The sequence below is a fragment of the uncultured Brachyspira sp. genome (assembly GCF_944390845.1).
In the GTDB taxonomy this organism is placed as follows: Bacteria; Spirochaetota; Brachyspiria; order Brachyspirales; family Brachyspiraceae; genus Brachyspira; species Brachyspira pulli.
This window is the reverse complement of the sequence record NZ_CALXRM010000010.1, coordinates 32,115-45,561: the sequence shown is the minus strand read 5'-3', so window position 1 is coordinate 45,561 and position 13,447 is coordinate 32,115. Positions and strand designations below refer to the sequence as shown.

General features: G+C 27.9%; 8 protein-coding genes. 3 read left to right on the top strand and 5 right to left on the bottom strand.

Annotation, left to right across the window (positions count from 1 at the left end; all coding sequences use genetic code 11):
- The first annotated feature begins 58 nt into the window (after positions 1-58).
- Entirely contained in the window at positions 59-748 is a 690-nt protein-coding gene (locus tag Q0K52_RS03485) for an ankyrin repeat domain-containing protein (RefSeq protein ID WP_297296501.1), read from the top strand.
- A gap of 83 nt (positions 749-831) precedes the next feature.
- Here Q0K52_RS03485 and Q0K52_RS03480 read toward each other — a convergent pair whose 3' ends face one another.
- The 5 genes from Q0K52_RS03480 to Q0K52_RS03460 all read right to left on the bottom strand — a co-directional run bounded on the left by Q0K52_RS03480 (position 832) and on the right by Q0K52_RS03460 (position 11,799).
- Positions 832-2,793 (bottom strand): methyl-accepting chemotaxis protein, encoded by a 1,962-nt coding sequence (locus tag Q0K52_RS03480; protein ID WP_297296499.1) that lies wholly within the window; start codon positions 2,791-2,793, stop codon positions 832-834.
- Positions 2,794-3,163: 370 nt separating this feature from the next.
- On the bottom strand, positions 3,164-4,204 hold the full coding sequence (gene lpxD, locus Q0K52_RS03475; RefSeq protein ID WP_297296497.1) for a UDP-3-O-(3-hydroxymyristoyl)glucosamine N-acyltransferase: 1,041 nt from the start codon (positions 4,202-4,204) through the stop codon (positions 3,164-3,166).
- Between the two features lie 93 nt (positions 4,205-4,297).
- The gene (locus Q0K52_RS03470; protein WP_297296495.1) at positions 4,298-4,726 is read right to left on the bottom strand and encodes an OmpH family outer membrane protein; all 429 of its coding nucleotides are present in this window, start codon (positions 4,724-4,726) and stop codon (positions 4,298-4,300) included.
- 54 nt (positions 4,727-4,780) lie between these two features.
- A complete protein-coding gene (gene bamA / locus Q0K52_RS03465; protein WP_297296493.1) occupies positions 4,781-7,414 on the bottom strand; it encodes an outer membrane protein assembly factor BamA in 2,634 nt (877 codons plus the stop codon).
- The gene (locus Q0K52_RS03460; RefSeq protein ID WP_297296537.1) at positions 7,414-11,799 is read right to left on the bottom strand and encodes a hypothetical protein; all 4,386 of its coding nucleotides are present in this window, start codon (positions 11,797-11,799) and stop codon (positions 7,414-7,416) included. Before Q0K52_RS03460 ends, bamA begins: the two co-directional genes overlap by 1 nt.
- Positions 11,800-12,103: 304 nt before the next feature.
- Between Q0K52_RS03460 and Q0K52_RS03455 the strand changes: the two genes are divergently transcribed.
- Together Q0K52_RS03455 and Q0K52_RS03450 are read left to right on the top strand one after the other, a co-directional pair.
- Complete coding sequence (locus tag Q0K52_RS03455; protein ID WP_297296491.1) at positions 12,104-12,532, top strand: PTS sugar transporter subunit IIA; 429 nt, start codon at positions 12,104-12,106, stop codon at positions 12,530-12,532.
- Between the two features lie 95 nt (positions 12,533-12,627).
- The gene (locus Q0K52_RS03450) at positions 12,628-13,431 is read left to right on the top strand and encodes a Cof-type HAD-IIB family hydrolase (RefSeq protein WP_297296489.1); all 804 of its coding nucleotides are present in this window, start codon (positions 12,628-12,630) and stop codon (positions 13,429-13,431) included.
- Positions 13,432-13,447: the final 16 nt, after the last annotated feature.

Sequence of the window (13,447 nt, the reverse complement as noted above, 5' to 3'; positions counted from 1 at the left end):
TTAAAATATATTATTAAAGTTTTAAAACGAAAATACTAATTTAAAAAAGGGGAAATATATGAAAAAAATAATACCTGTATTTTTTATTTTAATGCTGTCAGCTTCTCTTTATTCTCAAACTTCAAGATTTACAAGATTAAGTCCTCAGGAATTAACAAATCTTGCAAATCCAAGAAGACTTTCTCACAGAATATTTTATACTAAGCCATCACAAGGCCCTAATGCTAAATGGTTTGATGCTGTAAAAGAGGGAAATCTTGCTGAAATAAAAAGAATGGTTGAAGCAGGTCAGGATATAGAAGTTCAAGATACATACAGTTTGAAACAAACTGCTTTAGGCTGGGCTGCTTTTATAGGATACTTAGATGTAGTAGAGTATTTAGTATCAAAAGGTGCTAATTTATATGCAGGAGATACTGCTGATGTTACAAGTGCTTTTAAATCAGCAATACTTGGCGGAAATATTAAAGTTATAGAATATTTATATCCTTTGTATGGCGGAAAATTAAATCTTAATGAACAAGATAAAAGAGACGGCGAAACAATGCTTATGGTTGCTGCTGGAAATAACAGAGAAGATGCAGTTAAATTCTTATTAGACAAAAAAGTTGATGTAAATATTGTAAGCAAACAGTTAAATAAATCTGCTTATACTTATGCATGCGAATCTAAAAATCAAAATATTATAAAGATGATAAAAGATGCAGGCGGTATAAATGTACGCACTGGAAAAGCTTCTTGTCAATAATATAATTAAAAAATAATAAAAAAGGGCTTTTATTAATTTTAATAAAGGCCCTAATTTTTTGTATTAAATTATTGATAAAAATATTATTTGAAGCTAAAGAATTTCATCAAATCCGCGAGTTTTTGAGTTTCTTTTTCCATATCAACAACTATATCTGCATTTGTTCTTACTAAATCAGTATTCTGTTCGGCACTTATATCCACACTGTTTACAGCACTTTGAACTTCTCTTGCTGAAGCGTCCTGTTCTGTAGAAGATTCTACCATCTGACTTACTATATAACTGCTTTCTTTAGCTTTATTAGTAATATCTTCCAAAGCGTCCATAGTTTCTTTTATTTTATTGTTTCCTTCGTTTATCTTTTCTAAACTGTTATTTACTATAGTTGTAATGCTTTTTACTGATGCTTGAGAAGTTTGAGCTAGATTTCTAACTTCAGCAGCTACTACAGCAAATCCTTTTCCTTGATCTCCGGCACGTGCGGCCTCTACTGAAGCATTAAGAGCAAGTATATTTGTCTGCATTGCTATATCATCTATTATTTTTGTTATGCTGGCTATTTCTGAAGCAGCCTTTGTTATATCTTCCATAAGAACCATAGATTCTTTTGATAAATTATAACAATGTTCGCTTGAATCTGTAAGTATTTGTATTTTATCATTTGTAACTGCTATATCATTTGTTGTTTTATCTATTACTTCTAAAGTGTTTGCCATAGTTTCAGTTATCATTTTTAGATCATCTCTCTGTTTTTCTGTTCTATTAGATAAATCCGCACTTCCGGCACTTACATTTTTACTGGCATTTTCCATAGCATTTGTAGAGTTTAATATTTGCTTTATTATATTTGATAATATATTTTGAGTATTTAATATAGAATTAAATATCATTCCTATTTCATCTTTTCTTGTACTCAATGATTTATTTTCATAGGAACTTAAATCCCCATTGCTCAATTTTTCTGATACATGCAAAACTTTAAGTATTGGGTCTATTAAGCTTTTCTTGATTAATATATTTATAAGTACTAAAAATACTATAAGAACAATAATAGCCAATATAGAAGTTACAACAGCATTTTTTATATTTTCTCTTACTATAACAATTTCTGGTATATTTACTAATAAGCCTATAGCATTATTATCATCTTTCAATGAAGTTAATGGCACTACAATATTGAAAACTTTATGATTATTTATTTTGTTTCTAAATGATAATTTAGTATTATTTTTTATACTGCTTATTATATCATTTGCATTGTTATATATAGTTGAAATTTCTTCTCCTATAATTTGAGTATTTGTAGCAGCCAATATTACACCGTATTGATTAATTAAATAACCGCTCATACCATTATTAGTTGAGATTGCTGATACTATTTTTACCAAATTATCAGCAGAAAAATCCACTCCAACCATACCTAAAAACTTTCCGGAATCATCTAGTATAGGCTCAACAATGCTTACAGTAAGTACAGTATCAGCTCCTGTATAAGTATCATCTTTTTCAACATCGCTTATATATAATTGTTTTGAATTTTTAGGTATAGTATAGTAATTAGGATTGGCGTCAAATTCTTCTTGATAAACTTTATCATAAGTAACTTCATTTTCATCATAAAAGAAAGAAGGACCGTATCTTCCATCAACTTCAGAACCATAATCAGTATCTATAAATTCATCATCTCTGCCGTCAAATGCATTTTTTTCCCACATCTCATATATACTAAATAAATTATCATTATTGTTAAGCATTTCCCCTAGAATACGAGTATGTGATTCTCTTGTGATAGTTCCGCTTACTATATCGTTTTTTAATGATAATGCTATAGTATCAAGCATAGATATATATGAAAGCATTTCTTTTTCTATATCTTTAGCATAAGTTGTGACCATATATTCTGTTGAAGCAAAACCTTCTTTTTTAGAGTTTTCGATATTATGTGTAACCATATAAGAAATAACAGTTACAAACATTATTATTACTGATACTGCTAACAATACGAAGATTTTAAATTGAAGACCTAAAGATTTTCTGTTTTCCATAACCCCGCCCACTTTTTATTATAATAGGTATAATACACTTATTATAAAAAAATAACAATAAATTGTGATAAAATTAATTTTATATATAAATAATAACCAAAATAATAATAGATTTGTATTATAAAAAATTATTTTTATGTGCAATTATATTAGATATAAGTAATTATAATGATGTATTTGTTTTATAATTATTGATTTTTTTATATTGTTGTAAAATAAATAGGGTAGGTATTTTTATTATTTTGTTAGTAGCTATATTATTTTATATAAAGATAATTGTTTATTAGATTTTCTAATATATTTCAGTATAATATAAAACTTTATTAAACTAAAAAGATTAGTTTAATAAAGTTTAAAAAATTAAATTATATTATTTTACTCTTTTTATTTTTACACCGAAACGTTCCTCAACTAAACTAATAAGTTCAGGCAATTTTTGTTCAGCAATCATTTTTAATTTTTCTCTTTCTATATTTTGAGCAGGAGCACCTAACATAATTGAATTAGATTCAACTTTTACATTTGACATAACAGCAGCTCTTCCTCCGAATATAACTCTGTCGCCTAGAGTAACATGGTCAGCTAATGCAGCTTGTCCTCCTAATATACAATGATGACCTATTTTAGAACTTCCGGCAATACCTACTTGAGATACTATTATAGAATGTTCTCCTATTTGGCAGTTATGTGCTATTTGAACTAGATTGTCTATTTTTACTCCTTCTTTTATAAGAGTAGAACCTAAAGTAGCTCTGTCAACACAAACATTAGCCCCAATTTCAACATCATTTTCTATAACAACATTTCCTCTTTGAGGTATTTTCATTTGTCTGCCATTAACTTCAAAGAATCCAAATCCGTCATTTCCTATAACGGTTGATGAACCTATTATAACTCTGTCTTTTACAATACATCTGTCATGAATTGAAACATTGGCATATATTGTGCAGTTCTCTCCTATAACAACATCATCTCCCAAAAATACATTAGCTTCTATAACTGTTCCATTTCCTATAACTGTATTTTTACCTATATGAACATTATCTCCTATATAAGCATTTGAAGATACTTTGGCATTTTCCTTTATAATAGCTGATGGTTCAATAGTACCTAAAGGATATTTTTTATCTTCAAATAGGAAATATAATAATTTTATGAATGCTTCTTTAGGATTATTATATATAATTGCTGTTTTGTCTTTAAAATCGTTTATTTTATTTGCTGTATCTTCTCTTAAAATTAAGGCATTGGCATTACTATTTAATGCAGCTTCTAAATATTTGTCATTATCTATACAAACTATTGAATTATCTATTATTTCATTAATAGGGGAAAGAGTTGTTATTTCTTTTTCTTCATCTCCTATTATTTTTTGTGCCTGAAGGAAATTATAAATATCTTTTATTTTCATAATATTATCTCCTTTTATTTAAAATATATAAAAAACTAAAATGCATTTTGAATACATCTTAGTTTTTTATAGTTAATAATTAATGACTAATAATTATCTCTGTAATGATGCTTTTACATTTGCAATAACTGATTCTGTAATATCAAAATTTCTGTCAGCATATAGTATAGCATGTTCTGTTCTTTCTAATATTAAAGTGTATCCTTCTTTTTTAACTATAGTCATAAGTGAATTAGCAACTTGTCTTTTTACTTCGCCTCTTAAAGAATAATCTCTATTGTTTTGAGCTATTGAAGTATCTTCCATATTTGTTTGCTGAGCTTCCTGAAGTTTATATTCTTCTAATTTTGCTTTTAATTTTTCAACAAACACTTCATCGCTTGTAAGTTCTTTGATAACTCTTTCAAGATCAATATATCCAACTTTTGTAAGTCTATATGATTGTGTAAATACTCTTGGGCTGACAATTGATACTACAAGTGTAGCTATAAATAATAAACTCATAATATAATACTTTTTCATTTTTATCTCCTTTTTATTTATAAATTATAAAATTATTATCAAAATAATATATTCTTAATAGAATGGGTGGTTCATAGTAAATGCAATTCCCCAACCTCTGCCGAACCAAGCTCCAAGCGGAGTAAAACTATCTCCTTCAAAGTCTTGGAATCCTTTACCGAAACCAACATCATTTTTATTGTATACAAATCTTTTTGCAACATAGAATCTTACATTGAATATCGGTATAGTAAGTCTTAAACCAAAACCAACAGAATATATGTATTGAGACGGATCAAATATATCCTTAATATCCATAAATTGAGAAGGATAAGTTTTAGCATCTCCGTCTTCATTCCAGCCAGTACTTCCAGGCATCCATAATTGACCTGCATCAAGGAAAGTAACAAATCCTAATGTTTTTGGTACTATTGGTATACGAAGTTCAGCGAAGAATCTTACTTTTGCTCTACCATAACTCCAAGAATCTGTAGTAGCTGTTCCATCTTCATTAGGAGTTCCAGCCATATCATAAGTTGATAAACCTCTATTTTTCTTAAATATAGTATATTTAGAAGTATCCCAACCGCGTACATCTTCAAATGGGTTAAGATAGTATAAAACATCAGCGTCATTTTGTAAAGGAAGTCCAGGAGTAGCTATTATTTGACCTAATTCTCCATAGAAGGCAAATGAAAGCCAATCTGTTGCAGGTATAGCTAAGAATCCTGTTAAGTTCATTCTTGTTAATTGAGTATGTCCGAAGTATAAATCTACTATACCTCTTAAGAAGCTTCCTCTTGTAGGGTTAAGATAATCGTTTCTGCTGTCACGAAGAAGTGAGTAAGATATAATAAATGTTGTAAACCAATCACTTTGCCATCTTAAGAAAGAACCGTCCTTCTTATTGATTCTATGTACTAAATATTTTTTAATATCATTAAGTACATAATTAGGTCCATCGGCATTGGCACCCTGATCTTTTCCCTGCTGATACTGCTGAACTATTGTATCGAATGTTATGAAAGTAGAATAATAATCAGCAAAATAATAACCGAGTCTTACTATACCTTCAAAACCATGTCTTGTATAATATGAATATTTAGGTATTCCAAATGAGTCTGCTCCTATTTCATAACCAGTATTTATACCCTCATTAAAGTATGATAAATCAACACCTAAATATATTGGAAGATTAAGTAAATAAGGCTCAGCAAAATTTACAGCTATACGTTTCTGTGTTTCTCCTAATTCACCGCTTAATCCTAATTGTAAGCCTCTTCCTAAGAAGTTATTTTCCCTTATAGAAGCAAATACTTTAAATCCTGAACCAGTAGAGAAACCGCCTCCGCCTGATACCATTGCAGTTTTACCTTCTGTTACATTTAAAGTCAATTCCATCAATCCTTCAGCAGAACCAGGTTTAACTCCTATATTAATATTATCAAAGAATTGTGTATTATATAATCTTTCTTGAAGTCTTTGTATTTTAGTTGTATTAAATACTTCACCAGCTTTTATATCAACATATCTTTGTATAACAAAATCTTTAGTTTTTGTATTTCCAGCTATAGTGATATTTTCTATATGTGCTTTATCGTTTTCTACAATATCGTACATTATATTTACTATTTTATTTTCTTCATTAACAGTAATTACCGGTATAACTTGTCTGAATATATAACCTCTTTCAGAATACTTATTTTGTATGCCTTGATAATCTGTCATATGATAAGTATAATTATATAAAGCACCTTTTTTTGATTTAATATCTTTTTGTATATTTTCAGAAGATATAATGAAATTACCTTTAAATCCTATATCGCCGAAATAATATTTATCACCTTCAGTAACATATATATCTATTATTAAGTCCTGTTCATTTTTTATCTGCGGATCTCTCCATTGATATGTGAACTTTACATTATCTACTTTGGCTCTGTAATAACCTCGGTCTGCATAATACTTTACGATTTTGGTTTTATCCTCTTCAAATTTAAACTCATTAAATTTACCGAGTGCCATAAATCCGTTTTCTTTTGTTGACATTTGTCTTTTTAATTCATTAGCAGAAAAATGGGTATTGCCATGGAATCTTATATTAGCTACTTTTACTTCATTTCCTTCCACTATGTTCATTTGTATAACAACATCAGAAGTATCATTATTTTCTATTACTTTAGGTTCAACATAAGCTTTTAAATAGCCTTTATCCTGATAGTTGGTAATAATAGCATTAACTGCCTCATTAAGTTTTTGAGGTATATATGGATTTCCGGGCTTCATTATTGGTTTTATGGCATCATTAAGTGCAGTTCTGCTTAAACGCTTATTTCCAATATACTCTATATCTTTTATTATGTATCTTTCAGCTACTACAATATTTAATACAACTCCGTCATCTTCTCTATTAGCATCAATAGCAACTCTGTCAAATGATTGAGTATCAAATAGTTTTTTTATAGCTTCATTTATTTCAGCCCTTTTAAATTTACTTCCAGCCTTTATTGGAAAGCTGTTAATTATTTGATCTTTTGTAAGCCTAGATTCTCCTGTAACATCTATACGCTTTATTTCAAGACCTTCATATACAGCTATATTTTTTGCTGTTTGTAAATTTTCAAAGTCACTTTCTGCAGCTATCAAAAAAGCTACAGTTAATGCCAGAAATGAAAATAAGATAATACAATTTTTCTTAATAAAATTCACTAAAATCTCCACCGAGTAACTATGTTAAAATCTTGTCCTTTTCCTTGTATATCGAAAGGATTTATTTTATACTCAAAAACAAAATTTGCAAGTTTATAATTTTTTAGTAAAGATACTTCAAAACCAAATTGATGGTCAAAATAATAAGGATCCACGTTTTTACCATTAACACTAGGTCTTGATGTATCATTAACTCTATAGGTAACATCGTATTTTAAATACAAATATTTAGAAACATATTTTCCAATACCAACACTTGTATTATCCCATATAGAAGTAGGACTTATACTATTATTATTTGTAACAAATAGCAAGTTATTTACTACTGTAGGGCTTAAGTTAATATAGTCTATTCCTAAGAACTGTCTGAACCATCTTTCTACAGGTCTTAATACGGTACTTCTTAAAAGTAAGTCGCTGTAATTCATAGTAAGCTGCTGTAATTGGTCGTTATTCATAGTATTTCTATTAGCAGCACTTTCTGCAAACATTTGATTTTCTCTGTCTCCAAAAGTACCTTGAGGTATTCCGGCTAATTGATTAACTTGATATTGTCCTAATGCAGGTATAGTGTAGAATTTTACAGGTGATATTCCTCCGTCTTGAGATGATACCAACTGAGATAATCTAGAATTCATTTCCATATATAAAGTTACATTTTCACCGGATAATTCACTTTCAAATGATTGAGAAGATAAATTAGCTGTGGTAGGATAATACTTTTTATATGTGTATGCTGTAGCTGTTATTATAGGATCTAAACTGTTATTAGGCGGGAATGTAACAGAACCGCTTTCTAACTGATATATATTTTGTAGATAATAAATACTTCCTCTGTCTACATTTACAGTACCAGCAAGCTCTATACCGTCCATAATAGTATTGTAAACTCTCATTTTAGAGCCTTCTTCCAAGTATACATCACCTACTAAGTTATGAGCAACTCTAACCTGTTTCCAAGCTTCTATAGTGAAATCCCAATAAATTTTACTTAATATTCCATATACACGTTCTTTATATGTATTTTGAGATGATATTGATAATTGAACATCACTTTTCATTAAAGTAAGAACTCCTCCTATTCTAGGAGCAGCCATATTTCCGCCTACTGTTATATCAACATGTACAGGGCCTTTAACTTTAGCAATACCTAAATTTAAATTTCCGTCTAAAAGTCCTAGCTGTTCATCTGATGACAATAAATCGAATGCCATATAGTTTATATTGTTTTTGAATATTTCTGCTTCGCCTGTTATACTCAAGTTTTTCTTTTTCTTAGATGTGAATGTCAAATTATTTACATCAAACATGTGTCCGTTAAAGCCGAAATCTACTATTGTGTCGTCAAATACATCATTAAAATATGCTATTTTTACTCTTTTACCATGACCTAAGAATCTTCCGTCTATAGCGACATTATCAGCATCACCATGTATATGGGCATATAATGTATATGGATTTCCGTCTACCATAAAGTTAGTAGGGGAGGAGTTAATTTCTGTGAATAATACATTAAATATTTCAAATACTTCTACATTTATTATGTCTGAAGTAATTAATAAATCCACTTGATCTCTTTTAGTATTTTTTATAACTCCATCTATATTGAGCATATCATCATTATCATATACATAAACTAAATCTGTTTTGGTATTGCCTAATTCTTTTGTTATGGAACCTGAGATACCATGTTTCTTTGTATTTGTGAATATTATGTCTTCACCATTATAAGTCATTATTGTACCGAATTCCGGTAATTTTCTTTTGTTTATTGTTATAGGTGTTGTTTGTATTCTAAATTCCTGTCTGTCATCTGGCAATCTTCTCATATTATAATCTATAGTACCAGAAAATGAACTTAAGAAAGTCATATTATTAACTTCTACTTTCATATTCTGCAAATCTCTTGAGAAGTATGCATAAGGTATTTTTATTTGCTGTTTTTTGGCAAATGGTTTTGCTGAAACTGTACCAAAATCTCCTGTTTTTGTTACTAATATATCTTTTAATTCTAATTCATCAGTTTTATAATAACCGGATAATGAAATATCAAATCTCATACCAGGTATTTGAAAATCTTTAACATCAAATTTTTCAAGATAAACAACAGGGCTGCTCATTAAACCTATTAATGTAGCATTAGCTGTTAATACTCCATAAGCCTGACCGCTGATATCAAATGGTAATTGGCTGATAGTAACTTTTCCATATACATTATTTTTATTGATTGAAGCATCTAATGCTAATATTCCGTCATTTTCTATATCTTTTAATAATACTGTAAATTTATTTATTCCGTCAGAAGATGCCAATATTCCGTTTCCGGATACTCTGTTTTCACCATAATCTAATATGATGTTTGTAAACATTATACTTTGATTTGACAATTCAAATTGAGTATTTAGAGCAAATATAGGTGCTAAATTTTTATTAGCCTTTATATTTCCATATAAATATATAGGCTGCTGAGTATAGTTATTAACATTCACATCTACATTTAAATCGATATCTTTTATACTTAAAGTTTTTGGAGTTTTTATATTTAAATCCAATAATCCGTTTGTTGATATTATACCGCTTGCAATTATTTCTGATTTATCTGTAGAGGCATATATTACCTTGCTTCCGTTAGTAGATGTTGTTGAAAATCCGCTTAAACCATAATTTCCAGCAGGGGTATTTAGATTACCTTCTATTTTTACATTTAAATTCTTATCATATTCTATTTTAGCATTTGCATTTATTCCGCCGTTTTCTGAAAGTCTATAGTAAATATCATTAATTTCTATTACATTTTTATATGCTGAAGCTCCTATTCTTATTAAATATTCTTCTGTGTATATCTTTTTAGATGATGCCTTTAATACATGTACATTTCCTTTATCTTGAGTATATAATGCATTACTCATAGTATATTCAACATTTAGTGATGAAAGGTTATCTATTACATTTTGGCCTAATGCCACCATGAAAATTTCTTGAGGTATTACACCTTTTGCACTGATTAGAACAGGTTTTGTTTTATCCAAAGAAAATTTAGCACTTAAAGGCTGATCATATTTACTTGCTACTAAATCAAGTCCTATTTCTTTTTCATCTCTATTATATAGAAAATCAAATGCTAAAGGTTTGGTTAATGTATTTGCATAAGTAAATTCAGATATTGTAAATCTTGATTTAATTTCCTTATCATCTATTTTTAGAGGTCTTAAATATAATTTTGTAGATAAAGGTTTATCTCCGGCTTTTATATTATTTACATTTAATGATAGTAAGCTTGATACAGGATCTCCTAATGGTACTATTCCGCTTGCTACTATATTACCTTCTAATGCATTTACGTATGCATTAGATAGTATTATACTGTTATTGGTAAGTTCAGCATTAACTGCTACATTAAATAATTTATCTCTTACTCTTAAATCAAAATCTATATATGAATTTGTCATATTAGTTAATGAATAATTACCATAAGCATTAATATCAAGATCTCTGAATGTATCTATAGAGTTGCTTATTGTAGATATTGTTTTTTCATCTAATTTAACGAATCTATAAATGATAGGAGTATCTAAAGCAATATTCATGAATTTATATATAGTATCTTTTGTTACTTTTATATTTGTAGCAGAGAAGCTTATATCTTGTTCATTATAATCATATTGTACATTTAAGAAATTATTATTATTTTTTTTATTTTGTAAACTGCCTTTTACTCCATCACTGCTGTTTGTTAATAACAGATTATATACAAATAAATCCCCATGTTCATCTTTGGCATGTATTAATGAAGTTATTTCTGATAAATTAGTTTTACTTTCTAAAGAAAAATGTACAGTAGTTTTATCAGGCAAATCTATATTATATGAAAGAAAATAACCATAAGATCTAAAATTACCATCTAAAGAGTTTAAAGATGCTTCTGTGACATTATTACTATTATCTACTATTTTTGTAGAGAAGTTCTTTATACTAATATTTTTATCCATAAATATTGGAGTTATACTATTTATAAGTTTTCTGATATCCTCATAAGAGTTTTTACTACCTCCTCCGCTGCCGAATATAGAGGTATCTAATAATACAGGATAAAAATCAGCATTATCTATAGCAATGTCGCTTAAAAGATATAAAGGATCTCTTTTGATAAATATTCTAAATAAATTAAAACGCAAAGAGGCTCTATCCATATCAAAGAAAGCATCAGGGTTATTTTTAGAATATAGCTTAACATTATCAAGTACTAATTCTAATTTATAGGATATACTTATATCGGATACAGAAATATCTATAGGACTTACTTTGTTTATATATTCTATAACATTATCAAGATACTTTTGTTTATTTGATAATACTAATGAAACGCTAAACAAAGCAGGTATCATAAAAGCTAACAAGGTTGTAGCTATATACATTCTAAACCTAGAGTACCTATTTCTTTGACGCACTCAGCAGTCCTTTTTTAAATATTGTTTACAATTATTTTCATTATATAATATAACCTATTTATAGAAAAATTGTTATATCTATAGTTACTTACTATCGGAATTTCTGATTTTATCAGTTAAAAACTATGAATAGTTATTTTTTAATACTTAAATACACATAAATAATATAATTTGACAAATAAATAAAATAAAACTATACTATATTATACATAATAGTAGTTTATTATTTGGGGGTGTGAATATGCTAAAACAGCTAATAAGAAACAAAATAGATATAATTGATAATGTAAGTAATTGGGAAGAAGCTATAAGAAAGGGAGCTGAGCTTTTAGTAGAAAATAAATGCGTAGAACCTAGATATGTTGATTGTATTGTAAATAATATCAAAGAATCAGGACCTTATATTGTACTTGGTGACGGAATGGCTATGTCTCATGCCAGACCGGAAGACGGTGTTATAAAAAATGGAATTACTCTTTTAAAAATTAGAGATGGTGTTGATTTTGATGAAAAAAACAGAGTATTTTTACTATTTACATTAGCTGCTGAAAATAATGAACATCATCAGGAATTATTAGAAGAAATAGCTGATTTATTAAATGAAAGCGAAAAAATAAAAAGAATAATGTATGATGATTTAAGTGATTTAGAAATATATGATTTAATATAATACAAATCATAATTTTTTTCATATTTTTTATTTCCATATAAAATATAAACTAATTATTATTTTGTTCAAATTATTTAAATAATTATGAGGATATTTTGAATAGCATTAAATTAATAGCCTTAGATTTAGACGGAACTCTTTTAAATAATAATCATCAAATAAGTGATTATAATAAAAATGTTTTAAAAAGAGCTTATAATAATGGAATAAAAATAATACTTTCTACTGGAAGACCTACATCATCAGCTTTGAAATTTTTATATGATTTGAATATAGACAGCGAGTTAATATCATTTAATGGTGCTATGATAACGGATAAGGATTCTAATATCATATATGAGAAAAGTTTAGATTCTGATACTGGAAAGAAACTTATAAGCATGGCAAAGAAATATAATGTATATTATCAATCATTTTTAGGCAATAGATGGAATATAGGCTTCTTTGATGAGAAATGGCTTAATTATTATATAGCAATAGCACAGATACATAATTATATTATTGGTTTTGAAGGTATAGAAGATTTTTCTTTTACTAAATTTATGTTTATAGGTGAAAATGCTGTATTAAAAAATATAGAGTTTGAATTACAAAATATATTTGGAAATGATTTGTATTTTACATTTTCAAGAGAAGTATATTTAGAGGTTATGAATAAAGAAGTTTCAAAGGCTAATGCTTTGGAATTTTTACTAAATAAATATAATCTTAATAGAGAAAATGTCATGGCTTTTGGAGACAATAATAATGATTTAGAAATGCTTGAATTTTCCGGCATATCGGTTGCTGTTGATAATGCTGAAAAATCAGTAAAAGAAAAATGCCAATATATAACCAAAAGCAATGAAGAAAATGGAGTAGGTGAGTTTATAAATAATTATCTTAATTTTGACTTTTAATTATAGGAGTTTTTTT

Coding starts and splice junctions, on each gene's coding strand:
- Q0K52_RS03485 (WP_297296501.1), top strand. CDS start 59: ATGAAAAAAATAATACCTGTATTTTTTATTTTAATGCTGTCAGCTTCT.
- Q0K52_RS03480 (WP_297296499.1), bottom strand. CDS start 2,793: ATGGAAAACAGAAAATCTTTAGGTCTTCAATTTAAAATCTTCGTATTG.
- lpxD (WP_297296497.1), bottom strand. CDS start 4,204: ATGAAAATAAAAGATATTTATAATTTCCTTCAGGCACAAAAAATAATA.
- Q0K52_RS03470 (WP_297296495.1), bottom strand. CDS start 4,726: ATGAAAAAGTATTATATTATGAGTTTATTATTTATAGCTACACTTGTA.
- Q0K52_RS03460 (WP_297296537.1), bottom strand. CDS start 11,799: ATGATACCTGCTTTGTTTAGCGTTTCATTAGTATTATCAAATAAACAA.
- Q0K52_RS03455 (WP_297296491.1), top strand. CDS start 12,104: ATGCTAAAACAGCTAATAAGAAACAAAATAGATATAATTGATAATGTA.